Genomic DNA, 25,436 nt, shown 5'->3' on the forward strand with positions numbered 1-25,436 from the left:
GACATTCACTTGATGTCAGCTTTCTTGTCGTGCAGTATCTTCTTTAAATGATCAAGATCTTTATAAATGTTTTCTTCAAGCGAACGATTATAAAAAATGGATGCGGGATGAAAGGTTGGGAATATGGAGTACGTTTCCTCGCTCCAGGTCCATTCGTTTGAATCAAGATCTTTCAACCGCCTGACCTTCGACTGGATCAGCTGACCGTGTACATCCGAAATCGTATATTTCCTCCCCAACAATCTTTGCAATCCTATATTACCCAATGTGACAAGCTGTTTCGGCTTTACATGTTGGAGCTCATAATCCAAAATCGGGGCATGTGCAAACTGTTCTTTACGAGTCGGGGCCCTGTTATATTTCTTTTCGATCACTTCATTATCCCGGTTTTTCTTATGTATGATTTTGTAAGGTCTGCTCCTGACCGTGGAGGTAAAGTAAATATCCTCCCTTTCTACACCCAGATATCGAAAGAATTCATCGAGCACCTTACCCGCTCTCCCGCTGAAGGGCATGCCATTATGAATTTCGGTTTCCCCGGGTGCCTCCCCTACAATCATGATCGCAGGGTTCATTGGTCCCCTTCCATGGACAAAGCCTTCACAGTTATAAGCTTCCATCCGCTCTTTACACAGATTCACCAGTGTTTCCGGTATCACGCGCATCACCCTTCACTTCTTATTATTTTCGTTATTCCCGATGTGGATGGAGTCTACACATTCACATGTTTATTTCACCCTCAGAAAAGGAATAGTATGGGTAAAAGAAAGATTAAAGGAGATGGATTGATTGTCACAAGCCGAATTGAAACAACAAATCTTAAAGGTTCTTGACGAAAGCAAAGTAGGTACGCTGGCAACGGTTAAGAAGAATAAGCCTCATTCCCGCTATATGACGTTCTCACATGATGAACTCACTTTATATACGCCAACGAGCAGTGACACGCATAAAACCGATGAAATCGAAGATAATCCCCATGTCCACATCCTCCTTGGCTATGAAGGGGAAGGATACGGAGATACATTCGTTGAAATCGAAGGGCGTGCTTCCGTCGAAGATTCTGCACACTACAAAGAAAAACTATGGAATGACCATATGAAGAGGTGGTTTGAAGGTCCGGACGATCCAAATTACATCGTCCTGAAAATCCAGCCGACCGCCATCCGCCTCATGAACGATGAAGAAGATTCGCCGCAGTCGCTTGAATTATAATTAAAATGATTCCTTGACATGTTATAAGATAGATGATATATTTAGTTATTGTAATCTTGTAACATACATTGAAACGATAGAGAAGATAATTCGTAATTCTATTCTGTTTTGATTTAACAACTTATTCACACTGGATCGGCTTCGGAGCCGTTAGGATGTAAGAGAGGTAGGGCTTACGTCGTTTAGGTATATCAAACGACTCAAGGAATTGCCCGCGGCTGTTTATTATCTGCAAACAACGTTCAAGATATAAATATATTACTTGTGATGTTGCAAGTTACAGAATTGCCTTTATCCGATTAAAGGCAGCACTAAAGGGATCGCTAACGGGATGATTAGCCCCTTTACTAAAAAAAAACACCTCAAAAGTGCTGACTTTTGAGGTGTTTTTTTATGTGCTCATTAAGCTTCCCCAGCAATGGCGGTTTATTTTTAAAGAGAAAAACCAGGCTACCTCCTCAACCGCTCTCTTTCAACTGGCTATGATACAGTCCATGATAAAAGCCCTTCACCTTAAGAAGTTCATCATGAGTGCCCTGTTCAATGATCTTCCCTCCATCAAGGACCAGGATTTGATCAGCCTGACGGATCGTGTTAAGTCGGTGAGCGACTACTACGCTCGTCCTGCCCTTCATCAACCGTTTGAGGGCATCCTGGATCTTCAGCTCCGTAATCGTGTCGATACTGCTTGTTGCTTCATCGAGGATCAGGATGGACGGATTGGACAGGATGGCCCTCGCAATGGACAATAGCTGTTTCTGCCCCTGGCTGATTCCGCTTCCATCCGCCCGCAACATTGTATCGTAGCCCTCGGGCATCTTTTCGATGAAGGTATGGGCATTGGCGAGCTTGGCTGCATCCTTGACCTCATCATCACTCGCATCGAGGCGGCCGTAACGGATATTGTCGGCAATCGTCCCCTGGAACAGAAAGCTATCCTGGAGAACGAAGCCCATCAGCTGACGTAAGCTTTTTCGTTTAATGGTCTGAATGTTGAGGCCGTCGATCTCTATCCTTCCTTCATTCAGTTCATAAAAGCGGGATAGGAGATTGGTGATCGTTGTCTTCCCCGCTCCTGTGGGTCCAACCAGGGCAACGGTTTCACCGGGGCGTATGGAAAAGGATACATCCTTTAATGTCGGTTCCCCTTTTTCATAAGAGAATGAAACATGTTGAAACTCGACCTTCCCTTCAACGGACTCGATTTCTACGGCATCTCCTTCGTCCTTCGCCTCTTCTTCTTCATCCAGTATTTGAAATACACGCTCGGCACCTGCAATCGCTGAGAGGAGCGTATTATACTGATTCGCAAGCTCATTCAATGGCCGTGTGAACTGCCTTGCATACTCTGCGAATATGACAATGACACCGATCGTGATCATGCCGTTCAGGGCAAAGACCCCTCCCACCCCGGCTATGACGGCAAAGCTGAGGTTGTTCAGCACGTTCATCAGTTTCGGGATGAAACCTGAATACGTATCCGCCCAATATGCCGCTGTCTTTAGCCGCTGATTCTTTTCACCGAATTCTTTGATGGCCGTTTCTTCCCTGGAAAACGTTTTGATGATGCTGTGACCGGAGATCGTTTCTTCGATATAGCCGTTCAATTCACCGATATTATGCTGATATTGTTTAAATAGGCGGCCTGTCCGTTTCGTGATCCACTTCATGCCAAATACCATGAGGGGAACAATGGTCAGAGTGATGAGAGTGAGGAGCGGACTGAGCCAGAGCATGATCGAGACGGTCCCGACCAATGTAAGGACACTCGATATGATTTGAATGAACGAACTATTCAAGGTGGCGCTCACATTATCAATATCATTGGTCACCCTGCTCATCAGTTCGCCATGCTTCCGTTTATCAAAGAATGGGATGGAGAGCTGATGCAACTGATGGAAGAGGTCCTTCCGTAACCTGTATACCGTATCCTGAGCGACACCGATCATCCAATAATTCTGGAACCATACGGACATAGAATGCAGGATGTACACCGCAATCAGCCCTGTGATCAGTCCCACCAGACCAGATGTCTCCTTCGTGACGATATAGTCATCAATCGCTTTCCCAACAAGAAACGGCCCGAGAAGTGCCGCCGCCGAACTAAGGAACACCATTAAAATGACCAGATACAAAATGACCTTCATTTTGGAAAGGTAGCTCCACAGACGCCTGAGTGTGCCTCTTGCATCTTTCGCCTTGTCGTTCTCCCCCGGTTTCTTTCGTATATGCCTAGACATGATGAATTTCCCCCTCTCCGAATTGAGACTGGTAAATTTGTTGATAAAGGAGGGAATCCTCTACCAGTGACTCGTGGGACCCTTCTCCGATCAATACCCCATCTTCTAGAAGCAGGATACGATCGGATTCCATCGCCGTACTGACCTTTTGAGTGATGATCATCGTGGTACACTCATATTTCTTCAATGCTTGAAGGAGCTTCGACTCCGTTTTCAAGTCTAATGCACTCGTACTGTCATCCAGCAGGAGGATCTTCGGTTTCCGGATGAGTGCCCTGGCAATGGAAAGCCTTTGTTTCTGACCTCCTGAAAGGTTGACCCCTTTTTGCCCGAGGACCGTATCATATCCATTGGAAAGATTCAGGATGGTTTCATGGATCTGTGCATCTTTTGCCGCCTGGATCATTTCCTCCCTTGTGGCATCTTCCTTCCCCCATAAAAGATTTTCTGAAACCGACCCGGAAAACAGGATGACTTCCTGAGGGACATATCCGATATTTTTTCTTATTTCATCCAATGGAATGGTCCGGATCTCCCGCCCGTCCAAATGAACGGTTCCCTCTGTTGCATCATACAGACGGGGGATGAGCTGAAACAGGGAGCTTTTACCTGAACCCGTAGCCCCTAAAATGGATACGGTTTGTCCCGCTCCCACCTGAAAGGAAACATCCCGAAGCACCTTTCCCCTAGTGGATGGATATTGAAACGATACATCTTTAAACGAGATTTCTCCTCTTACCACTTTGTTGCGAGTGTCTGCCTCCCCTCCATCCTTCAAGTCGATCTCCGTTTCAAGTACTTCCTCGACCCTTTCAGCAGAAGCCCTTGCTCTAGAAAAACTGGTGATGATAAAAGAGAATATAGAAAAAACAGATGAGATTCTCGTGACATACGTGACAATCGCCACTACTTCCCCAACCTTTGTGCCACCTGAGGCAACATCTATACTTCCGAACCATAGAACGGAAAGAAGGGCAAGGTTCATGACAAGCATCAAGAGGGGCATAATGATCTCCATGAACCTGAGGGCACGTACCGTTCGATTCTTCAAATCTTCATTCGCTTCATGAAATCGGCTTTCTTCATGCCTGCTCCTCGTATACGCTTTGATCAACCTCATTCCTGAAAGGTTTTCCTTCATGACCTCATTTACTTTATCCAGCCTGGATTGAACTTTTTCAAACAGACTCCACCCGCGTTTCAGCACCCAAAACAGGAACAGCCATAACACCGGAATCACAACGATTAGAATAAGCGCAAGCCGGGCATTGACGATCAGGGCCATGATGGTGGAGCCCACTACAAGTAATGGAGCCCTGAGCATGATCCTGAGGCTCATGAAGATCGTGTTCTGAAGCTGCCTGACATCATTCGTCATTCTCGTGATGAGAGAAGAGGCCGGAAGCTTATTAAAACTGGCAAACGAAAACGATTGAACTTTCTTATACAGACTTTCCCGCACATCATACCCAAATCCCTGACTCGTATGGGCGGCAAAAAATGAATTCGTCACGCCTGAAAAGAAGGCAACAAGGGACATCCCGACCATGATGAATCCCCATTTCAATACGGTGTCCAAGTTTTTATTCAGAATTCCTTCATCGATGATCCGCGCCATGAACAGCGGATTCAATAGTTCTACTGCAAGCTCTACCAGCATTAAACTCCAGGCAACGGCCATGGCAGCCCGGTAAGGCTTTAAGAAACGTATGACTTTCAAACGAACACCCCTCTAAACAAATATCTGCCATTATTTATATGTATCATCATATCGTTTTTTTATGCAGGGTGGTAGTTGGAAGTGTCCTGCTGCTCTCCTCACTAAAAAACCGCATACTCCCCCGGGAAGGGACCATGCGGTTTCTTTACTATTATTGGTTAAATGGTGGCGGAGTATCTGTACCTCCACTATTTGGTCTGTTCTTTTCTTCTTCAATTTTCCGATCCAGTTTAGAAAGATACTTTTGTGCAAAGTCCTTTCCACCCAGACCAAAGGCTAAACCGAAAGCCAGAGCCAGTCCACCCAGAATCAACATGAACGCAATATTAACGATGGAATCAGCCACTTTTAATTGATCCAGGGCCATAAAGAAGCTTAGAGCAATAATGGCGTATTTCGTGATGTTCGAAAGGACTTGGAAGTTATCACTCAATACATTGGATAAGATGCTCTTAACCAAGTTACCCAGGTACAAGCCTGCACCAAGAATGACGATGGCTGCTAATACATGTGGCACATAAGCTAATACACCGGTTGCCAGGGCGACCAGGAATTCCAAGCGCACCATCTCAAGGGCTTCTACTACAAATAGGAAAACAATGATAACCTGAACAACTCTGCCTACAAGTCCAGATAGATTCATATAGGCTGAGCCCTTGGCTTCATATGGGTTCTTATTGACGTTCATACGTCCAATCCCCATATTTCGTAACAGAGAATTGAATCCTACCCTGTTCAATAAACGTGCAACCAATGCGCCAACCCATCTACCGACCCAGATTCCTGCCAGAATGAGTACAATCGCAACCGCAATATTCGGAAGCATCACAAGGACCTGATTGAGCATGTGAATCGCTGGTTCTGAAATCCCTCGAATGTCCAGCTGATCCAGTGCAGAAATGGTGACCGGAATCATGATCAGAACGAATACAATCGTCCCTATGACCGATGAAACCGTTGTTCCTTGAAAAAGTTTCCCGATACCGAATCGATCAGCGACTCTCTCTGTGCCAATCGCCTTCAGGAAGTTCGTCACGATATCCCGGACGATCTTGGCAACAAACCATCCAACAAGGAGAATGATAGCCGCTGCAAACAGCTTCGGTATAAACGCCAGGAAGCTTTGGAGCATTTCCGTGAAAGGTCCTGAAACCCCTGCAATGTTAAGAGCCGCCAACACTCCCGGTAAGAATACAAGAAGCACGAGATAGAAGACAATCCTCGCGGCCGTGTAGACATATCGATGTGCATCATTTTCATCTTTCGCCAGTTTAGACCTCACCATCGTGCTTTTAACTGCAGGTCTCATACCCAACTTCTCTATCAATACCTTCAGGACAGAGGCAACAATCCATGCAAATAATAGAATAAGTGCCGCTTTTAAGACATTGGGGATCGCTGCCGCCATCGTACTCAACATACCGACTAAAGGTGAAGCAATAAAGTTCAAGTCAAGGATATTGAAGAAGGCGATAAACACAAACACCAGCAGAATGAAGTACACGATTTTACTAATGACTTTCTCCGATGTCCATTTCCGTTCCCCGGTCCTGCTGCCAAAATATAGATTATCATCGATCTTTATTCTTTTTAAAATTCCGTAAACGGCTTTTTCAATAGCCTTTGCTATGATCCAGCCGATCAATAGCACCAATAAAGCTAATAACAGATCTGGAAGTTTTCCTAAATACCCATACCATTCCCGCGTGATCTCATTGTTCATTCGATGTTCTCCCTTCCATATATGGAAAATGTATAATGCTAATACTTATCTACCCAAAGATTTTTTTTCAAAACCAGACTAAAAAAGATAGTCTATATGATTCAGAAAATAATCTTAGCAATAGAAAGGAGAATGGTGGAATCGAGAGCGCAGGCAAAAAAAATAGACCTCACAGAAGTAAGGCCCGTCCCTCTATCTCATCCGTCGGGCACTTGCGTTCAGGCGGGCATTTCGGATGACCTGGTTGATGACTTCCGAGAAGATGAGCCCGATGGCAATGGAACCGGAGATCATAAAGGCTTTGGCTGCCAGGTTGATGGCGGCATTGTAATCATTTTGAACGAAGTTTCTCATGGCATCGTACGCCAGTCCCCCGGGTACGAGGGGGATGATCCCGGCAACAGAAAAGATGATGACCGGTGTTTTATACATTTTCGCAAACACCTGACTGACCACAGCCACGACAAAGGAGGCAAGTAACGTGGCAAGAACGGTGTCGGCTTCATTTAAACTCATAAGTACGTAAATGATCCAGCCCAGCATCCCGACAATTCCGCATTTGAAAAGGGACTGCTTTGGAGCATTGAAGATAATCCCGAATGCAGCGGCGGATATGAAGCTGGTCACTAATTGTTCGATGATGTGCATTCCCTTTTCACCCCTATCTCACTTACGTCAATGTAAACACGACAGCAATGCCCGTACCAATGGCAAATGCCGTTAAAAAAGCTTCTGCGCCCTTTGAGAGACCCGAAACGAGATGACCCGCCATCAAGTCCCGGACTGCATTGGTGATCAGGAGACCGGGAACAAGGGGCATCACGGATCCGATGATGATCTTATCCAATTCCTGTCCGATACCAAGCTGGACAAATCCGTATGACACCATGCCGATGATGAAGGAAGCAAGAAACTCCGCGAAGAACTTTATCGGAACAAGGCGGTGTAAATAAATCAGGCTTGTAAACCCGACGCCTCCCGTGATGAGAGCAGGAATGAAGTCCTTCCACATCCCCTGGAACATGATGAGAAAGCAACCACTTGCAATTGAAGCCGCGGCCACTTGAATCAGGAAGGAATAAGATAAATCGGACTGATCCAGCTTTTCAAGGGCGTTATATGCTTCTTCAAGGGTCAGATGCCCTTTACTGATCTGCCTTGAGATACTGTTCACGAGGGTCACTTTCTCAAGATCCGTAGACCTCTCATTAATTCGGATCAGCTTCGTTTTGGTCGGTTCTGAGGTTTCAATCGAGAAGATGATCCCGGTGGGGGTCACATAGCTATGCGACTCCGATATCCCATAAGAAGCGGCGATGCGCATCATCGTGTCCTCGACGCGATACGTCTCCGCCCCACTTTGCAGCATGATCTTCCCCGCCAGCAGGCTGACCTCCATAATGTCATATCTTCTTATCATTTTTGCTTCCATACGATCTCTCCACACGTACTTTTTTGAATAGGTTTAGTTTATAGGAAAGCAGTGGTGTAAGCAATGAGGAAGGGCAGGACTTTACGTAGATTTAATCTTGAGGGATGGAAAGAAGGCAGGTTCAAGCATTATTTACTTTCCTCTCTCTTGAAAAGCTTTTCGTTCCGATGGGTTATTTGACCCCCTTTTTAACTTTCTCTTATAAATCATGTACGCACCCGTCACCACCACAAATCCCATGAGGACCACCATTTGATAGTTTTCGATCACTTCAAGGATCACTTCTTTCTCCCCGTCATATATCTTCCCAATGGTCAAAAACAGAAAAGTGGATGGTGCAATACCGAGCATAGTAAGGAGGGAATACGCCTTCACATCCATTCTTGCCATACCTGCAAGGAACGGGATGACATTCCCTAAGTGAAGCGGACTTGCAATCGCTACGCTCCAAACACCGTATCGATTGAATTTACCTTGGGCCTCCCGAAGCTTCTCCAGCTTTTTCGGCTTGAGCTTCCCTTCCATTTCCTCCCCCAGTTTGAAACTGATATAGTATGGTATATAGCTTCCAACAGTATATAAAAAGCTTCCCGCTATCGAAGTGACCACCATTTCCATCCACGTTAAGTCAAGGATAAATCCCATGGTTACGATAAAGAACGTTCCAATAAAAGGGAAAGCACTCCCTTCAATTAATAGAGAAAACAGTACACCCCATATCCCCCACTCTTCTGCTATATTTATTATCCATTCCGTCATGTGAATCACTCCTGTACGCTTGTATCTTCAGTATAGAAGAGACCTTCTGACACCAACAGAATCCGCAGGGGTAATTTACGCTACGTCTTGAGATGTATTGACAGAACGAAAGACCGGCCCTGAGACAGGCCGGTCTTTCGTTTATGATGCCTTTCGGCTGATTTCCTGTTGATGCGACTGAACTTTGATCAATCTTGGTGCGATATTAACGATGATCACCATCACAACGGAGCATAAAACGGCCGATCCCAACATGGTGATCCCATTTACTATAAGAGAAAATAGCAGTGGGGACATCTCATCCGGCGCATACTCGGCAAAGAACACGAATCCGGCAATGAAATGCCAGAAATAACGGGCAAGGCTTCCTGCGATTGTTGCCATCACTACCCAGAAGAACGCTTTGGATCGTCGGCCGCTTCCCAGTGCGCCCTGAATTTTCCCGGCAAAGATCCCGGCAAAACCGATAAAAGCAAAAGCGATGAAGTACTCAATCACCATTTGGACCGGGGTCGCAATCCAGGCATCCCCGAGGGCAATCTGCAGGATCCCCCATAAAAATCCTCCTATCAATCCAGCTCTCCAGCCTCTTCGATAGGATAATAGAAAGATAGGAACCATGGCAATCGAAATCGAGATACTCGGTGATAGCTTAATAGAAGGCAACAAATCGAGGATGACCGCAAAAGCCGCCATCAATGATGCTTCAAGCAATACGACAAGTCGAGTGTTTTTCATAAAAAAATCCTCCTTATGAACTGAAACGAAACCATAAGGAGGGAGAATGAAACAATCGAAATAAGCACTATGCTGCCTATTTTCCACATCCCTACGCTAGTCCTAACTAACAGGTTCAGAGGGTCAGAACAGATTGTTCACTCTCAGCTTTCGCTCCCCTTGTGGTACCGTTTATAAAGTTGTTAAGGTTTATTATACATGAAGAATGATAGTTTAAAAGCAAAACAGGAACTTTTTCTTAAGGTGTCTCACTCAGAGGATCATGAAGGATGATGACGGGCATTGATTTAGGGGTGACCATGAATCCATATACTTTTCCATCTTTGTCCTTATACGCTACAGAATAATCTCCGAACTGGGGTGAAAATTCGACGTTTTGGTATTCAAGGTCAAGTTCCTGGTACTTCAGGCTCACATACAGGTTGGTGGCGATTCTTGCCGTCAGATGCTGTACCGTGGAAATCCGGTTGGCTACTATTATGAGGATGATTCCGAAACAGAGTAACATGACTTTCTTTGTCCTGGACAATCTGATCATTCATCAAGCCCCCTTTTATTTCTCATAACTACTATACTCTTATACTTTCTATTATATACCTATTCACTGAACCATGACAAAAGAGCTACTTTAATGAGGTGTGTCAAAATACCCATTTTTAGCAGCTCTTTTTATCTTTATTTATTCTTGTTCCTGTTTCATAAGCGGATGTGGGTTGATTTCCTCTCCGGATGAACGGGGTTTACTGAGTAGGCATAAAGCCTACACTCCAATAGCCGTCTTCATCTTTTACCATCTGAAAGCCCATGGTGCCTTCACCGCCGTTATCATACTTGATATAGCCATCGATATCGCTAGTTTGAATAAATTCACCATTTTCGATCCCTTTGAAGGTATTAAGGATACTTTCTTTTGTGCCCCTGTCCGTTTTGGGTATTTCCTCGTCTTCTTCTTTTGTCCATCGTATATAATCCGTTCTGTCCGTGTACAATTCATAAACAAGGTCGTATCGTTCGTCCAGTGATGCCTGGACATATATTTTGGCTATGCTGATGGGTGACAGTCCTTTCATATGGACTTCTGTTGGATCTTTGGAAAACTCCTGATAGGCGTCCTTTTCTTCCTTTGCAAGCGTGAATTGGGAGCCACTGCCCGTTTCCACCTTTTCTATTTTTCTAAAAGAGAACGGCATCACCACACTAAACTTCCATCCATCATCATAAAGCAACCTGAAAGTTTGAACACTTGCTTTCTCGTAACCTTCTGAAACCGGTATTTCGTATGTCACATCACTCATCGTGTCTGAAGTCCTCACTTTGATTGCCGTAGTGGCCGTCCATAACTGACCAGGTTCATATGATACATCAGGCTGCGCCAATTTTCCTTTGAAAACAATGAATGGATGATCCCCGATGAGCTTCCCCGCAGCATCAGGCGTAAAACTTTCTGATAGATAACGGATCACTTTTTCTTTTGAATCCAATTCTCCACTCATATACCGGTAAGGTTTTCCTTCAAATATAAAGGTTTCGCCGGTCCCTTCATCGTTAAGGATATGATCATATCGAGAGAACGCTTCTCCGATCAGTTTGTCGGCCGTGGATTCATCCAGCTCAGTCGGTTCCTGTGAGGTTGGCTCTACCTGCTCTATGCTGTCTTGCTCCTGAGAAGCATTTTGACCGTCCCTTCCGATCCCTACCAGTTCAAAGGTCAAAAACACCCCCGCCAATATAAAAGCTGCTGCCAGTATATTCGGAACCAAACTTCTCATTTTCACCCTGTTCTTTTCGGTGTCATTTATTTCATTAAATAGTTTGGTTTTCAACTCTTGCTTAAACTCTTTTCGCGGAGAAAGGTCTGGTCGTTTTTTCAAAGATTGCAGGAAGTCATCATTGAATTTTTCGTTCATATACCTGCACCGCCTTTTCACTGGAATTTCCTAATGATTTTTTTAACAGATTCAGTGCCCTGTGATAATCCACCTTAACCTTGGAAGGCTTCCAATCGAGGATCTCCGCCGTTTCTTTGACGGAGTATTCCCTTAATCCCCTTAAAATGACAACATTGCGATAATCAGGTTTCAGCTTTGAAAGGGCAGCTTGAACCATTTCCCACTCTTCATTCTTCTCCATCTCCTCTTCCGGCAGGCCATCCTCACTTTTCCGTATACTTATAAGGAATTCCGGGAGAATGGAGATTAGCTTTCTCTTTCTGTAGTGATCGATGGCAGTACGTTTGGCAATGGATATGATCCATGTTTTCTGAGAGGAATGATTTTTGAAGCTTTGATAACTCTTGAACACTCTGATAAATGTATCCTGCGTTAAATCCTCTGCTTCGGATGAATTATTTGTAAAATACAATAAGTACTGATAGACGTCATGAAAGAACTTTTCATAAAGCTCTTCTAATTGGTGTTGACCCTCATTCAAAGTCATCCCCCCTTTACTGTATCTATTAGTCGTTACCGTATCCGGTTTGGTTTCAAATCTTCATGGAAAATTTTCATTTAAACTAAAAAAGAGCCATTATGATAACAGCTCTTCCAGTTGGTCGCTATTTGTTTCATTTCTTCGCCTTAAACAACTGTTTAACCCATCCAGGCCAGACCAACCAACGTTTTCACGTACTAATCAAACGTTTGTTTAGTTGTCTAACATCTCCGTAAGACGGGAGATTTGGCTATGGAGTTCGTCGATTGGAACGAAGCGTGCTTTTCTGAACATCTCCTTACCGTCTACAAATACAATGACGACGGGCACGGTGAAGATTGAAAATTCCCCTGCTATTTCCGGGATTTCTTCTGCATCGGCATGGATGGATTTCACAGATTTGAAATCCTTCAACATCTCTTCCACCTGAGGCAGGAGTGCGTGACATACAGAACAACCTGGCCTTGATATGTATAGTAGTACCAGCTTCTCAGCTTCGAGCTTTTCATAAAGTGCTTTTAGTGAATGGACTTCTTCCATTTTACGGACTCCCTTCTCCTATTAGTGTATTGCTCTGGTAAATGATTACCCTGTCCCGCCTTGATAAACATACACCTTTCCGTTGGACGGTCTCCTAAACGACGGTCCGGTAAATCCCCGCTTTCGTAATTCTTTCCTCATAAATATCATGATTCCGCCATGACCTACGATGAGCACATCCTTCCCTTCACGGACGACCCGATCGACCACCACACGGATCCTCTCTTCAATTTCCCGCTTGCTTTCAGGCTGGGAACAATGATTGAACCACCAGGCGAGCCTGATAGATGCCATATGAAGAAAGAGCGGCATCTTCCTGTCAGACCGGAAGATGGGAGATAATCTGATTTCCCTCAGTTCCTTTAGAAAGATGATTTCTCCTTCATAAACCGCTTCAGCCGTTATTTGTGCCCTAGATAAGTCACTGGAGTAGCAGCCTTCCCAATCAATATCTTTAAGATCAACTTCATTGCCCTCTACGTCCGAGGCGTCATACTCTTCCACCCACTTCATCAGCTCATCACTCGTTACAAATGAAGCCGGGTAACCCCTTGTTACTTTAAAGTGCCTTATGAGACCAATCTTCATACACATCCCCTCCCCCTTCCATTATACTAGTTTATGGAAGGGGGAGGGGATGCTCTTTGGACTAACGGGTTCGGCTAACGAGCACAAAAACCTGATTCGCCCGTAAATTAGCAGTCTAATTCGTAACTGAATTGGCGGCAGGTTTATAAGCGGAGAAATTCCGTCTAAGGCAGCTGGAGGAGAGTTAAAACGCTGAAATAAGCGGAGAAGTTCCGCTTAACTGCTCAATATGGAACAATATTCAACAAATATTTTTCTATAAGCGGAAAAACTCCGGCTAATAAACGTGAAATAGCCGCATTTTCCGATTTAAACGGATTTCTTCCGCTTATTTTCAACCCCCAGGGATCGACTCTCCTTATTCAACATAAGAGTGCTGATCTTCAATAAAGAATTCATAAAAAAGCTCGCAGCATAATGGCTCCGAGCTTTTGCACGTGTTCATTTCACTGCTAAAGTGTCTACTGATTCTACTGAAAATTACTGTACGAAAAGCACTGCTAATTCAAATTTTGCACTTTGAAACCGAACCCGTTAACTTTGGACGCATGCCTCCTTTCGATCAGCCCAGGGAAACGTCCAGAATCATCATCACGACGAAACCGAGCATCAGTCCCAATGTAGCCAAGTCCGTACTTCCTGAGGATTGTGACTCAGGAATCAGTTCTTCTACGACGACGAATATCATCGCTCCCGCCGCGAAAGCAAGGGCATAAGGCAGCAGCGGCTGCACCATCAGGACGGCAGCGGCCCCGATCACGGCTGCAATCGGCTCTACGATGGCTGATAGCTGACCGTAATGGAAGGATTTCAAACGGGACATCCCATCTCCCCTCAGCGGAATGGAAAGAGCTGCCCCTTCAGGCATATTCTGAATACCGATTCCGATGGCAAGGCCGATGGCTCCCACTAACGTTGCGTCCCCGAGGCCAAGTGACGCAGCACCGAAGGCAACACCGATGGCAAGACCTTCCGGAATATTATGGAGGGTGATCGCCAGGAATAATAAGGTCGATTTTTTGAATTTGGTTGGAGGTCCTTCGGCTTTTTCCGATTCGTTCCCCAAGTGTAAATGCGGTACGACAAAGTCTAAAAGTCTAATAAATATGCCGCCAAGTAAAAAGCCAATGGCAGGGGCAAGCCATGGTATCTGACCGTTTTGCTCACTGAACTCTATTGAAGGCGCAAGCAGTGACCAGAACGATGCTGCTATCATGACTCCAGCGGCAAACCCGAGCATCATATTCAACGTATGCTTTTCTATTTTCGTAAAGAAAAACACCGTGGCTGCTCCAAGGGCCGTCAACCCCCATGTCACCAGACCGCCGAACAGCGCCTGCATCGTAGGATTGAATCCACTTAACCAGTCTATGAACATACGAACCACTCTCCTCCGATCAACATTTTGAATACTACCATCTTGCATCAAGGAAACTTTCTTTGTCAAAGGAAACGGCATACTACCTATTTACCAGAGCCCATTATTTTTCTATATATATGTCATTCGCTTGAAATGGTGTATGTATCGTTTATACTTTCCATCCTTACATACGGGTTATACAAAAAAACGCCCCTGCCTTCAAGGCAGGAACGTACTTCCTATTCATCCCTTATGGCTGTTTTCCATAAAATCATGTTCAGGACGAACAGAAGGATGAGATAACCAGGAATACCGAATGGAATCTGCAGGGCCAGGTAGTGAAGGCCGAAGAATATCCCTACGATGAGGTAGAAGGGCAGCACCTTCCAGCTGTCACTTTGCTGGATACCTTCGAAACTTTCTGTAAATGGCAGTGTTCCCCTCATTAAGCTCAGACAGATGACGGTGAATATACAGGCACTGATAAAGACGATGATGATTTCAGGTATCACACGATACCCAAACAGGATGATGAAAACAATGCTTATAATCGCATACAACGGAAGGAACAGTTTCATAAGAAAAGCCTTCAATGTCCCTTTGTAGATAGCCGCCCTGCCTGAGACAGGCGCTACTTTGTATATCCAGGATCCTTTGTATTTCCCTGAATAACTGAGCATCATCACGACTGTCGGTATGACGATGAAGCTTGAATAGATCGATAGGTACATGCTTGAAGTCAGGAGATCTTCCCTTGTCCCATCCATCAATCCATTGAAAATAAAAATGAACGGCATAATGATGGCAAAGCCAAGCGCGGGATACACCTTCAACTTAAATTCCCTTTCATTTTTCATCATATAATGGGCGAACCGGTAAAATGCCCGCTCTTCGTTCGACTTGGACAATACCTTCATGATACCATCCCCGAACCGGAAACGGGCTTTCTTCTTCTTACCGCCATGGGAAGATAATTTCTGGAGGTTCTTCTCAAAGGTCGGCAAAGCTTTCACATAAACGATAAGTGCAAGGAATGGAATCAGTACCGCGGTACATGAAAGAATTAGGATCATGGTCTCGTGATTACTGTTTAGGAACCATTCAAACGGAGCCCCGAACCAGATGGGAGGCAGAAAGATATTCCACCAATCCGGTGTAAAAGAGATCGTCAAATCCACAAATTCAAAGGAGCGTGCCACCACCTGATATCCTACGGCAAGTCCGATGGATAATCCGATCTGCACATAGTTGATGATATCCTTCAGTTTTTCCCCATCAAAATATTGGAGGATAAAATAATAGAGCATAGCCGTAAATACAACGATGAAGATATTCATCAGGATGATCCCTGCCAGGAAAATGAAAAAGAAGGAAAGACCCTGATTGATCAACCCGACGACCAGTGGAATGGCGGTCAGGGAACCTGTCAGGAAAAACAGATAAATAAACACGTGAAGCGTTTTAGCAAGGCTGATGGTTTTCCTTTCGACAGGCTTGGTAAAGAGAATCGTATGATCCCGGATGTCCAGTATGACAACTGAGAAATCTGAAATCATTGACGTCATGACGATGAAAATTAGCACGGTAAAGGTGATGCTCATTTGAAAGATATATTGATCTCCCATCACAATGAAAGGTATGACGAATAATCCAAACAGCGCGTACACCCAGAGGGATTTAATAAAACGGTTTTCATCCTTCCCTTTCTTCCTTCCTTGCTGTTGGAAGATCGTAGGGACACGTCTTTGATCCATCGTCAGCTTGACTTGAAGGATTCTTCTCAACAACCGGTAATCGAATCCAAGTCTCGTAAACAATCCTTGAAACCAATCCAGAAACAATAGGGTACGAAATTCCTTCATCCTTACACCCCTTGCACAACAGAAACAATTTCCGCTGCCGTTTCTTTATGCTCATTGAATCCGGTTAATTGGTTGAAGATTTGCTCCAGGGACCCTTCCATATTCTGATTCTTCAAATCTTCAAAACTGCCATCCGCCACGATCGTTCCGTTATGCAAAAGGACAATCCGGTTGCTGATCTTTTCCACCACATCCATGATGTGAGAGGAGTAGAAGATGGTTTTCCCCTCAGCGGCAAGCTGGGCGAGAAGTTCTTTAAAAATCATGACAGAGTTGGCATCGAGTCCATTGATGGGCTCATCCAAAAATAAAACATCGGGATTATGTAATAAACTCGAGATGATCAGAATCTTCTGCTTCATCCCTTTTGAATAAGAGGCGATCCTTGATTCATACACTTCTGAAAGCCCAAACAATCCGGTTAGCTTCTCCGCTTTCTCCTGCGCCTTTTTTTGTTCCATTCCGTATAGTTCCCCCATGAATGTGAGGTACTCTTCTGCAGTGAGGTTATCATAAAGATCCGCCATCTCAGGTACATAGCCTATCCGTTTCTTATATTCTACGGAACTACCGGATATATCTTCACCGAATAGCGTCACCTGCCCCGAATACCCTTCTTCAAGGCCGAGGATGATCTTGACCGTCGTACTTTTCCCGGCACCATTCGGACCAATATAACCGATGATCTGCCCTTTATACACATCCAGCTGAACTCCCTTTAACACTTCCTTACTACCAAATTTCTTCTTCAAATCCCTGATCGACAAAATCGGTTCACGTCCGTCCATAACAATCCCCTTTTTTCTTTAGATATGCCTATATGCTAACATAAATTCCATTTTATGGTCAGCTACATACGAACCTGGTCCTTTAAAAAATATTTTCACTTCTCCCCTTCCCAAACTGGCAGAACTTGTTATATACTTTAACTGTATTAAGACACATAGTACACTACACACAGTCGGGAGGGTGGATATGTTTGAGCTTGATTTAAGAAGTCGTAAACCCATCTATGAGCAATTAGTCGAAAAGCTAAAAGAATTAATCATCAATGAAGTGCTGAAGCCGGATGAACAATTGCCTTCGGTTCGTACCCTGGCACAGCAGCTGACCATAAATCCAAACACAATCCAAAAAGCCTACAGGGAACTCGAATCTCAAAGATTCATTTATTCTGTGAAAGGACGGGGTAGCTTTGTTAATCCTTCAAGTCACATTCAAAACGCGGAGAAAATCATGAAAGTAAAAGAAGAGTTGTCTAAACTTTTGTCTGAGGCCCTTTATTTGGGGATCACAACGGAAGACTTAAAGCAGATGATTGCAGAAATTGAGGCAACAGTTGGGGGTAATCAAACTGATGATCGAGATTAAATCCATATACAAAGCCTTTGAAGGTACAAAAATCTTACATGATATCTCGTTTTCTGTTCAAAAGGGTTCGATCTATGGCCTGCTCGGATCGAATGGTGCAGGAAAGACCACTTTGTTGAAGACCATCGCAGGAGTGTTGAAGCCTGAAAGCGGAGAGGTGTCCGTTAACACCCAGCCGGTCTATGAAAATATCCCGACGAAAGAGACGTTGTTCTTCATCCCTGATCAACCGTTTTTCTTTGCTCATTACTCATTGACTCAAATGGCCCGTTTTTATCAGAACACTTACAGCCGATGGAATGAGGATCGCTTTCAATACTTGAGCATTTTATTCGGAGTTGACCCCAATAAAAACCTTCATAAATTTTCTAAAGGGGTTCAACGGCAAGCGGCATTTATCCTGGCCCTGTCCACTCAACCGGACGTCCTGATCCTGGATGAACCGATGGACGGCCTTGATCCCGTTGTCAGGAAAAAAGCCAAAAGTGTACTGATTTCAGAAGTCGCCAACCGGGACATGACCATTATCATCTCTTCTCACAATCTCCGGGAAGTGGAAGATATTTGTGATCATATCGGGATTTTGCATGAAGGGGAATTTTTGTTGGAGAAGGAACTCGATGATTTAAAGTCCGGCATTCACAAAGTACAGCTGGCATTCAAGGGGGAGGTTCCCGGACAGCTCTTTAGTGATCTTGAAATCCTGCATAAAGAAACGAGGGGAAGCGTGTCCCTCTGTATCGTCCGTGGCGACGAGCAACGGGTGAGGACCTTGATTCAGCCCTATCATCCGGTCATTTTCGACTTATTGCCCCTGACACTTGAAGAAATTTTTGTTTATGAAATGGAGGACGTCGGATATGCCATCCAAAACATCATGGATCAATAAGGAAATTATCGTTCAAAGCCTGCGGAATGTTGGATGGGTCGGCATTGTCTACTTTATCGGACTTCTCTTTTCTCTACCTGTCGACATCATCGGACAATTATCCAGGGATCCTCAATCGTACCCGATTGCGATTTATGAAAATCTGTTTAAAATGCAATACCCGATTCAAATAGGATTGCTGCTGATCATTCCGGTCATTCTATCCTTGTTCCTATTTCGATATCTGCATGTGAAACAGGCCGGGGACTTCATGCACAGCCTCCCCATCACCCGGAGAAAATTATTTTTCCATTTTACCGGGACAGGATTTGGGATGCTCGTCATTCCGGTTCTATTGAATACCGTGATATTACTTTCCCTTTATTCATTCACGGACCTTCAGCAATATATCGGGGTTCAGGATATCTTTGTATGGTGCGGCATTACGGTACTCATAAGCGTGCTCCTGTTCACAGCCTCTACATTCGTTGCCATGATAACGGGTCTGACAGCCGTGCAGGGCGCTCTGACTTATATCCTGCTTCTATTGCCTGCAGGAATGTTTATGCTCGTATGTTATAGTTTGAAAAATCTGTTATTCGGATTTCCTGAGGACTATTTCTTCAATGTTCAAATCGAGAAATACTCTCCTCTCATCAAAACGGCGTACCTCGAGAACGGTCTCCTGTCCGGTACAGATATCTTGTTATTCATCTTGATCACTCTCGTATTCTATGGTTTCTCATACGTGTTATACAAAATGAGAAAAGTGGAGGCTGCCTCCCAGGCGATTGTGTACCCTTTCTTGAGACCTTTATTTAAATATGGTATCTCCTTCTGCTTCATGCTGATAGGCGGAATGTACTTCAATGGAATTTATCAGTCCCAAAGCTGGACCATATTCGGATATTTCTTTGGTTCCCTCATTGGTTACTACATCGGTGAGATGATTTTACAGAAACATTGGAGAGTATTCCGTCAATGGAAGGGTTATGCAGGGTTTGCAATCGTCATTATCCTTCTCGGGTTCATCATTCAGTTCGATCTGTTTCACTATGAACAGAAAGTGCCCGAATTGGCAGATGTAGAGAAAGTTCATGTCAGTCAGAGCTATTATTCCCTGACGGACAACCCTGACAATCTGATAAAAGATCCATTTATGACAGATCCGAAAGCGATTGAAGCCGTCCTGAATCTTCACGAAGCAATTGTGGATCATCACGATCATAAGAATAGAGCGGATGAGAAAAACGAGCAGATCTTTCTCTATTACAAGATGAAAGACGGCAGCACAATCGTCCGGAATTACCTGATCGATATGGAAGACGTGAGATCTCAATATGCTTCTTTATATGAAAGCAAGAATTTTAAAGAGAAAACCGAACAAATCTATGGTGTTGACTCAGATAAAGTCGACAAACTCACCATTTACAACGAAAGGGGCAATAAACCTGCCATCACCATAGCAGACCCCGCAGATATTAAGGAAGCCATCTCTATCCTACAAGAAGAAACATACGATGATTCCTTTGAGAACCGTGACAAAATCAATCTTTATAATGTTGAGTTCCTCATGTCGAAGGACACTTGGGCTAACATCGGTGTTAAAAAGAACGATAAAAAGTTTATTGCCTGGCTTCGGGATAAAGACTACTTAAAAGAGCTTAAGATGACGGCATCTGATATCGAATGGATGTATGTGACGCAGCCAGTTGATTACAACGATCCTTTCTCTCAACCGGTGGAAGAGACGATCCTTGAATTAAAGAAAGAAAACAAGGGAGTCGAAGTGAAGGATGCAAAACAGATCGAATCCATTATGGATGAGCTCGTATACGATCACATGACCAGTGCCTACACCGTCACCATCAAGTTCAAAAAACATGGATCCATCCAAACTCTGGGGTTACAGAAGGAAGATGCCCCTTCCTTTATCAAAAGAGAACTGAACGATTGAATATAGAAAGTCGAGGTGACCATATGGACACATTAAATACATCATCATCTCCTCTGAACTTCGAGGAGATGTATGAACAATTTCATAAGCTGATTTATCACATCGCTTACAACATTACGAAGGACATTCAATTATCACAGGATGTCGTACAGGAAACGTTCCTGAAAGCTTATATCAAACTGGATACGCTTAAAGACCCGGCAAAAATGAAATCATGGCTCACCGTGATTGCAAAATGCACGGCCATCGACATCATCCGTCAGCGATCGAAGCGCAATGAAATCTGCATAGAAGAACGGGAAGAATTCCATTCCATAGAGGATCACCACTCCATTGAAGATGAAATCGATGCCCGTTTCCTCAAGAGCAGCATCCAGGATCATATCACACGTCTTCCACTCACTCAGCAGGAAGTCATGGCACTGAAAGTCACGGAAGACCTGAGTGACAGTGAAATCGCCACAAAGCTGAACCTGCCCCCTTCCACCGTGAAAACCCGTTGTCACCGGGCCAGGAAGCAGTTGTATTACATTGTTCAAACGAAAGTGTCTGCATAAAAAAAGGAGCCTTGGTGAGAAGGCTCCTTTTTGGGTTGATCCAAGAGATTATAAGATGTATATAATGTATTGGTTTTTGGGAATTTCAGCCCAAATCATTGACAGGCCTTCCAATAGGTTTCAAAATAGAAGAATAAGTCATTCTCAAAGGGGAATTTATGGATACTCATTCGTCTCATTTATATGAATATTTAACTGACCACGCCTTGGATTTCACAGAAGACTGGCTGAAATTCCAGAATATTAAAACTGGATCGCACTACTCTCTTGATTCTCCACCTGAGGTTCTGAACAAAGTCAAAGAACAAAACTCCCATTATGTTAAGGTCATTGCGAAATGCCTCCTACTTTCAAATGAGGAATCAAAAGAGTTGATTTCTAACTGGACGAAGGAAATGGCAGCCGATCGAAGCAAATCAAGCACCACCCTTGATGAAGTGGTGCGAAATTCAGGTGTTTTCAGAAGGGTGTATTGGACGTATGTCGAAAGATTCGTCGAAGAACATTCTGAATTAAATATCCAATTAAAAGAGGTATTTGAGTGGGAGCGCAAGATCAACTTCGCCTTGGATTATGTGCTGGAAACGTTCACTTCGACATTTCTTTCAATCCTAATGAATAGGCTGCAGGCTCAATCCACATTGATCCAGGAATTAAGTACACCCGTTATTTCTTTAACCTCGGAAGTCGGGCTGCTTCCGATCATTGGGGATATTGATACAACTCGTGCACGGATGATCATGGACGCAACCCTTCAGCAAAGTGCAGATGCCCATCTGTCCATGCTGATCATCGACTTGTCCGGGGTCGTATTGATGGACACCATGGTGGCCCAGCAAATCTTCCGCGTCATCGATGCCTTGAATCTGCTGGGAGTAAAATCAGTCCTCACGGGGATCCGACCTGAAGTCGCCCAGACAGCGATCCACCTCGGACTCGACTTCTCCACCATCCATACTGAAAACTCCCTGGAACGGATCATTGCCGATGTCATCCAGGAAAACAGCAGCTTTTTGCATATGTAAGTTTTGAACAAAAGAAAAAGACTGACTCACTCTGGGGGTGGCACCCTTGGAATGAATCAGTCTATTTATTTTATGAAAAATGATGTGAAGCCTTGTAACTGGCCTTCACCATGTATTCATGCTGAAGAAGTTTCACCTCAAACAGGGTGATCGGATCGAAATATCGTTCCGGATTTGCTTTCATCTTCTTCAATGAATCCTGATCGGATGCGATCTCCGCTTCCGTATCCTTGATTGTTACCTCCAGCTGTTTGAACGGCTCCGCGAAGAATGAATGAACATCCTGCTGCAGGGATTTTTCAAATAGATCAAACTGAAGGAAGAACTTCTGGACAACGGATTCCGTTATATCCTGATAGTCTTCGTTCTCCAAATAACGCTTGTACTGATTGTATAATAATGACTTATTCTGCGGCAGTACCCCAAGAAGCTTTCCTGCGCTTTTCAGAAGGAACTGAGCCGGTTTAAACCGTAAAAGGATATTCTCCTTGTCGATCTGTGCCCTCGTTCCCATTCTGCTGACGTCTCTGCGCCAATCATCCACCACTTGGAAATCGCACTGTAGAACGACTTTATCTTTCCCGAATAGTCCGTTGAACGTTTCACTCATTTCATTCAAGTAGTCCTGGCTGTCCTGCAGCTCCTGTTTTGAAAAGGCAAGCCATTCCTCAAGAGACGTGACGTAACGAGGCATGAGGTCATCCTGGATGTACTCCTGAATCCTTGTGTTCATCGCATCATTTAATTCCGTATGGATTTGTTTGAAATCACTTTCTTCGCTGATCAATTCCGAGCAGCCGCTGAGGATGGCAGGGATTTTCTCAGAGATTTCTTTCTTCATGGATTCCTTCTTCTGATGGAAGGAATCCTTGATGATGGAAACTTTATCGCTCTGCATGTCTCCCAAGTAGTTCTCAAATCCATTTAGACGTGTGTGTATGTCCTCATTTTTCTCAATACTCTCTTTCAACTCTTTTTCATGATTCTTCCGTTTGGAGTATAGATCCCCCAACGTTTTTCTCACTAAATAAAATAATTTGCTTCCACGCTCTCCCTTAAGGGCACCGGTCTTCACCTGATAATGATCCCGGAGGAACGTCTCCACATCTTTGCGCTGAAGATGAACGGCTTCGAGGGACGAATAAGGCAGCACCTCTGCATCCGGGAACCATTCACGTGCTTTGTTACGTGCAGACTCAATGATTTCTTCCGTTCTCTCTGTGTGGGATACTTTATCCATCTTATTTAATAAGAAATGTACGTTCACAGGCTGTCCGATTTCCGCTAATTTCCGTAAGGTCTGACGGTCTTCTGCATTGAACGGGGCATCGGCATTCAGGACATACAATAACCCGTCGGCTGCAGGATAAAAGGCAGTCAGATCGTCAAGCTTCCTCTTACCCGTCTGAACATCGATGAGGGCCGTTCCATTTTTCTTCAAGAACTCTGATGGAAGCTTATACTCCACAAAGGCTTCCCGCTGCATCAACTCTTCGAAGTCTGCGATGCTTTCCACATGGTGGACCCCTTGGTCGTGAATCTCCTTCACTTCCACCTGCTGATCATGATAGCTGTAGATGATTGTTGAATCTTCCGCTTCTCCCACACTTTCACCCAGGACGGATTGGACGAAGGAAGACTTTCCACTTGATGCACTGCCTGCAATCAATAGATGATGTTCACTCAGATCCATCAACTGTTCTGCGATCCATTGGGTTTTATACCCGACAGGTGCGTCATTCCGTTCCGCCCACTGAATGATTTTATTCAAGAACAGGATGATGTCATCAAACCTGGCCTGATAGGAATTCTCCTCTAACAGGATCATTTCCGCTTCTTCCGTCACCATTGGTTCGATGCTGTAGGAGAAGACATCATTCCAGGCCAAAACAGCTGCTGCCGGAAATAGCGGCGCATGATCCCTGCTCACCTTCAACCAATTCGTCAGCATACTCGGCATGAAGCCTTCAAGGTCTTTCACAAGGTAGTCACCTTCTAGGAAGCCGATATATGCCTCTTTAAAGTGGGAAAGGATTTCCTGCCAGGATTCGTTCGGAAGGATCTCCACATATTCAAAGATCGTGTTCACCGTCAGCATCCATTCGATATGGGCAGCCGAGTGGCTTCTGTAACTTGCCCAGAGAGCAGATACGAGATCCTTGAATGGTTTACGGTCTTTTTCGTACACTGCGATCAACAGATCATAGAAATAATCCGGAGCAAATGACCTTGTGTACCCTTGATCACCATACTCTCTCAAAGTCATGAACCATGCAGGTTCCCTCGTTCTGATCGATTCTTTCACCGCCAGTTCCACCGCTTTATTCCAGTCACCCTGCTCCTCATAAAAAGACCTTGCAAGTTCCGTGACATTTGGATAATCCGGTTCGATCGATAGAGCTTTCTCGATCGTGTGATAAGCGGATTGGATCTTGTTCCTCTCGATGTAAAGGGAGAATAACTGCAGGGACACTTCCATGGTTAAAATCATACTATCGGTTTGGATGGCTGTGTATACATCCTCAGCCGATGACAGCATCCCAAGCTCATAGTAAGAATCCGCAATGTTCTTCTTAGCCCATGGTTCCATTTCGTTCAGGATACTTTCCCATTTGAAGATAGCCGCTTCATAGTCCCTGCTATGAAAATAAACCTCCCCTTGGGCATAGCGGATGTATGTTAAATCATACGGTTCATTTTGCTGTTCTTCGACAAATGCTCCTCCAAGTACTTCTATTGGATGACGGTTCGTGTCCTGATCTACTAAAAAAGTTCGATAAAATGACTTCTCCATCAGTAATTTTTCTTCTGTCATAATGTCCTCCGTTATATGTGGGCCCCCTAGCCGGAAACCTCACAGACTTGTCTATTTCTCTCATTCTAACAGAATTTCCTTGGGATAAAATTTCATTTCCTTTTCATTTTTCGATTGATACTTTCTGCCGTGATTCAATGGAATCACTTCCATTACAGAAGAAAGGACTATCCGATACGAAAGGCTTTGATGCCCTTTCAAAACAGATAGTCCTTTATACTTACCACTATTATTCTCCC

General features: G+C 44.4%; 23 protein-coding genes and 1 riboswitch. Of the genes, 6 read left to right on the plus strand and 17 right to left on the minus strand.

All coding sequences use genetic code 11. From position 1 onward, the window contains the following. Positions 1–5: 5 nt before the first annotated feature. Positions 6–665 (minus strand): uracil-DNA glycosylase, encoded by a 660-nt coding sequence (locus ATG71_RS02300; RefSeq protein ID WP_098438334.1) that lies wholly within the window; start codon positions 663–665, stop codon positions 6–8. Between the two features lie 124 nt (positions 666–789). On the opposite strand from ATG71_RS02300, the gene ATG71_RS02305 reads away from it, so the two are divergent. Further along, complete coding sequence (locus tag ATG71_RS02305; RefSeq protein WP_098438335.1) at positions 790–1,212, plus strand: pyridoxamine 5'-phosphate oxidase family protein; 423 nt, start codon at positions 790–792, stop codon at positions 1,210–1,212. A gap of 458 nt (positions 1,213–1,670) precedes the next feature. On the opposite strand, the gene ATG71_RS02310 is transcribed toward ATG71_RS02305, so the two are convergent. From ATG71_RS02310 to ATG71_RS02380, 15 genes are all read right to left on the minus strand, one after another. Continuing rightward, positions 1,671–3,452 carry an ABC transporter ATP-binding protein gene (locus ATG71_RS02310; protein WP_098438336.1) on the minus strand — a complete coding sequence of 594 codons (1,782 nt, stop codon included), beginning with the start codon at positions 3,450–3,452 and terminating at the stop codon, positions 1,671–1,673. Continuing rightward, complete coding sequence (locus tag ATG71_RS02315; RefSeq protein ID WP_098441701.1) at positions 3,445–5,133, minus strand: ABC transporter ATP-binding protein; 1,689 nt, start codon at positions 5,131–5,133, stop codon at positions 3,445–3,447. The genes ATG71_RS02310 and ATG71_RS02315 overlap by 8 nt, the downstream gene beginning before the upstream one ends. A 190-nt stretch (positions 5,134–5,323) precedes the next feature. Further along, positions 5,324–6,895 carry a mechanosensitive ion channel gene (locus ATG71_RS02320; RefSeq protein ID WP_098438337.1) on the minus strand — a complete coding sequence of 524 codons (1,572 nt, stop codon included), beginning with the start codon at positions 6,893–6,895 and terminating at the stop codon, positions 5,324–5,326. 192 nt (positions 6,896–7,087) lie between these two features. Further along, positions 7,088–7,543: a threonine/serine exporter family protein gene (locus ATG71_RS02325; RefSeq protein ID WP_098438338.1), complete on the minus strand. Its 456-nt coding sequence runs from the start codon at positions 7,541–7,543 to the stop codon at positions 7,088–7,090. 22 nt (positions 7,544–7,565) lie between these two features. Beyond that, complete coding sequence (locus ATG71_RS02330; RefSeq protein WP_034760917.1) at positions 7,566–8,327, minus strand: threonine/serine exporter family protein; 762 nt, start codon at positions 8,325–8,327, stop codon at positions 7,566–7,568. A 132-nt stretch (positions 8,328–8,459) separates the two neighbouring features. Then, a complete protein-coding gene (locus tag ATG71_RS02335; RefSeq protein ID WP_098438339.1) occupies positions 8,460–9,086 on the minus strand; it encodes a DedA family protein in 627 nt (208 codons plus the stop codon). A gap of 141 nt (positions 9,087–9,227) precedes the next feature. Next, positions 9,228–9,824: an energy-coupled thiamine transporter ThiT gene (gene thiT / locus ATG71_RS02340; protein WP_098438340.1), complete on the minus strand. Its 597-nt coding sequence runs from the start codon at positions 9,822–9,824 to the stop codon at positions 9,228–9,230. Between the two features lie 71 nt (positions 9,825–9,895). After that, positions 9,896–9,994: riboswitch (TPP riboswitch) on the minus strand. Positions 9,995–10,062: 68 nt separating this feature from the next. Further along, entirely contained in the window at positions 10,063–10,362 is a 300-nt protein-coding gene (locus tag ATG71_RS02345; RefSeq protein ID WP_098438341.1) for a hypothetical protein, read from the minus strand. 202 nt (positions 10,363–10,564) lie between these two features. Continuing rightward, the gene (locus tag ATG71_RS02350) at positions 10,565–11,731 is read right to left on the minus strand and encodes a DL-endopeptidase inhibitor IseA family protein (RefSeq protein WP_098438342.1); all 1,167 of its coding nucleotides are present in this window, start codon (positions 11,729–11,731) and stop codon (positions 10,565–10,567) included. Beyond that, complete coding sequence (locus ATG71_RS02355) at positions 11,712–12,260, minus strand: RNA polymerase sigma factor (protein ID WP_098438343.1); 549 nt, start codon at positions 12,258–12,260, stop codon at positions 11,712–11,714. The genes ATG71_RS02350 and ATG71_RS02355 overlap by 20 nt, the downstream gene beginning before the upstream one ends. A 207-nt stretch (positions 12,261–12,467) precedes the next feature. Next, positions 12,468–12,794, minus strand: coding sequence for a thioredoxin family protein (locus ATG71_RS02360; RefSeq protein ID WP_098438344.1), 327 nt, complete (start codon positions 12,792–12,794; stop codon positions 12,468–12,470). 45 nt (positions 12,795–12,839) lie between these two features. After that, positions 12,840–13,382 carry a histidine phosphatase family protein gene (locus ATG71_RS02365; protein ID WP_098438345.1) on the minus strand — a complete coding sequence of 181 codons (543 nt, stop codon included), beginning with the start codon at positions 13,380–13,382 and terminating at the stop codon, positions 12,840–12,842. 562 nt (positions 13,383–13,944) lie between these two features. Beyond that, positions 13,945–14,760, minus strand: a complete 816-nt coding sequence (locus tag ATG71_RS02370; protein ID WP_060671557.1) for a ZIP family metal transporter — start codon at positions 14,758–14,760, stop codon at positions 13,945–13,947. 221 nt (positions 14,761–14,981) lie between these two features. After that, positions 14,982–16,604, minus strand: coding sequence for a hypothetical protein (locus ATG71_RS02375; RefSeq protein WP_098438346.1), 1,623 nt, complete (start codon positions 16,602–16,604; stop codon positions 14,982–14,984). A 2-nt stretch (positions 16,605–16,606) separates the two neighbouring features. Beyond that, positions 16,607–17,392 (minus strand): ABC transporter ATP-binding protein, encoded by a 786-nt coding sequence (locus tag ATG71_RS02380; RefSeq protein ID WP_098438347.1) that lies wholly within the window; start codon positions 17,390–17,392, stop codon positions 16,607–16,609. Between the two features lie 187 nt (positions 17,393–17,579). Between ATG71_RS02380 and ATG71_RS02385 the strand changes: the two genes are divergently transcribed. The 5 genes from ATG71_RS02385 to ATG71_RS02405 all read left to right on the plus strand — a co-directional run bounded on the left by ATG71_RS02385 (position 17,580) and on the right by ATG71_RS02405 (position 22,382). Continuing rightward, positions 17,580–17,975, plus strand: coding sequence for a GntR family transcriptional regulator (locus ATG71_RS02385; protein ID WP_034760902.1), 396 nt, complete (start codon positions 17,580–17,582; stop codon positions 17,973–17,975). Then, on the plus strand, positions 17,962–18,864 hold the full coding sequence (locus ATG71_RS02390; RefSeq protein WP_098438348.1) for an ABC transporter ATP-binding protein: 903 nt from the start codon (positions 17,962–17,964) through the stop codon (positions 18,862–18,864). The genes ATG71_RS02385 and ATG71_RS02390 overlap by 14 nt, the downstream gene beginning before the upstream one ends. After that, positions 18,836–20,800 carry a DUF6449 domain-containing protein gene (locus tag ATG71_RS02395; RefSeq protein WP_098438349.1) on the plus strand — a complete coding sequence of 655 codons (1,965 nt, stop codon included), beginning with the start codon at positions 18,836–18,838 and terminating at the stop codon, positions 20,798–20,800. Before ATG71_RS02390 ends, ATG71_RS02395 begins: the two co-directional genes overlap by 29 nt. Before the next feature lie 23 nt (positions 20,801–20,823). Then, positions 20,824–21,357 (plus strand): RNA polymerase sigma factor, encoded by a 534-nt coding sequence (locus ATG71_RS02400; RefSeq protein WP_098438350.1) that lies wholly within the window; start codon positions 20,824–20,826, stop codon positions 21,355–21,357. A gap of 158 nt (positions 21,358–21,515) precedes the next feature. Continuing rightward, positions 21,516–22,382: an STAS domain-containing protein gene (locus ATG71_RS02405; RefSeq protein ID WP_098438351.1), complete on the plus strand. Its 867-nt coding sequence runs from the start codon at positions 21,516–21,518 to the stop codon at positions 22,380–22,382. A 70-nt stretch (positions 22,383–22,452) separates the two neighbouring features. Here the strand turns inward: ATG71_RS02405 and ATG71_RS02410 are convergent, their stop codons facing one another. Further along, positions 22,453–25,197 (minus strand): P-loop NTPase family protein, encoded by a 2,745-nt coding sequence (locus tag ATG71_RS02410; RefSeq protein WP_098438352.1) that lies wholly within the window; start codon positions 25,195–25,197, stop codon positions 22,453–22,455. Positions 25,198–25,436 lie beyond the last annotated feature (239 nt).

This window comes from Bacillus sp. es.034, from assembly GCF_002563655.1.
Lineage (GTDB): Bacteria > Bacillota > Bacilli > Bacillales > Bacillaceae_B > Rossellomorea.

Excerpts from the sequence above, each read along its gene's own strand:
- ATG71_RS02330 (WP_034760917.1), bottom strand. The coding sequence starts at position 8,327 with ATGGAAGCAAAAATGATAAGAAGATATGACATTATGGAGGTCAGCCTG.
- ATG71_RS02405 (WP_098438351.1), top strand. The coding sequence starts at position 21,516 with ATGGATACTCATTCGTCTCATTTATATGAATATTTAACTGACCACGCC.
- ATG71_RS02335 (WP_098438339.1), bottom strand. The coding sequence starts at position 9,086 with ATGACGGAATGGATAATAAATATAGCAGAAGAGTGGGGGATATGGGGT.
- ATG71_RS02390 (WP_098438348.1), top strand. The coding sequence starts at position 17,962 with ATGATCGAGATTAAATCCATATACAAAGCCTTTGAAGGTACAAAAATC.
- ATG71_RS02350 (WP_098438342.1), bottom strand. The coding sequence starts at position 11,731 with ATGAACGAAAAATTCAATGATGACTTCCTGCAATCTTTGAAAAAACGA.
- ATG71_RS02315 (WP_098441701.1), bottom strand. The coding sequence starts at position 5,133 with ATGGCCGTTGCCTGGAGTTTAATGCTGGTAGAGCTTGCAGTAGAACTA.
- ATG71_RS02380 (WP_098438347.1), bottom strand. The coding sequence starts at position 17,392 with ATGGACGGACGTGAACCGATTTTGTCGATCAGGGATTTGAAGAAGAAA.
- ATG71_RS02355 (WP_098438343.1), bottom strand. The coding sequence starts at position 12,260 with ATGACTTTGAATGAGGGTCAACACCAATTAGAAGAGCTTTATGAAAAG.
- thiT (WP_098438340.1), bottom strand. The coding sequence starts at position 9,824 with ATGAAAAACACTCGACTTGTCGTATTGCTTGAAGCATCATTGATGGCG.
- ATG71_RS02375 (WP_098438346.1), bottom strand. The coding sequence starts at position 16,604 with ATGAAGGAATTTCGTACCCTATTGTTTCTGGATTGGTTTCAAGGATTG.
- ATG71_RS02370 (WP_060671557.1), bottom strand. The coding sequence starts at position 14,760 with ATGTTCATAGACTGGTTAAGTGGATTCAATCCTACGATGCAGGCGCTG.
- ATG71_RS02395 (WP_098438349.1), top strand. The coding sequence starts at position 18,836 with ATGCCATCCAAAACATCATGGATCAATAAGGAAATTATCGTTCAAAGC.
- ATG71_RS02320 (WP_098438337.1), bottom strand. The coding sequence starts at position 6,895 with ATGAACAATGAGATCACGCGGGAATGGTATGGGTATTTAGGAAAACTT.
- ATG71_RS02300 (WP_098438334.1), bottom strand. The coding sequence starts at position 665 with ATGCGCGTGATACCGGAAACACTGGTGAATCTGTGTAAAGAGCGGATG.
- ATG71_RS02310 (WP_098438336.1), bottom strand. The coding sequence starts at position 3,452 with ATGTCTAGGCATATACGAAAGAAACCGGGGGAGAACGACAAGGCGAAA.
- ATG71_RS02325 (WP_098438338.1), bottom strand. The coding sequence starts at position 7,543 with ATGCACATCATCGAACAATTAGTGACCAGCTTCATATCCGCCGCTGCA.
- ATG71_RS02360 (WP_098438344.1), bottom strand. The coding sequence starts at position 12,794 with ATGGAAGAAGTCCATTCACTAAAAGCACTTTATGAAAAGCTCGAAGCT.
- ATG71_RS02400 (WP_098438350.1), top strand. The coding sequence starts at position 20,824 with ATGGACACATTAAATACATCATCATCTCCTCTGAACTTCGAGGAGATG.
- ATG71_RS02345 (WP_098438341.1), bottom strand. The coding sequence starts at position 10,362 with ATGATCAGATTGTCCAGGACAAAGAAAGTCATGTTACTCTGTTTCGGA.
- ATG71_RS02365 (WP_098438345.1), bottom strand. The coding sequence starts at position 13,382 with ATGAAGATTGGTCTCATAAGGCACTTTAAAGTAACAAGGGGTTACCCG.
- ATG71_RS02410 (WP_098438352.1), bottom strand. The coding sequence starts at position 25,197 with ATGACAGAAGAAAAATTACTGATGGAGAAGTCATTTTATCGAACTTTT.
- ATG71_RS02385 (WP_034760902.1), top strand. The coding sequence starts at position 17,580 with ATGTTTGAGCTTGATTTAAGAAGTCGTAAACCCATCTATGAGCAATTA.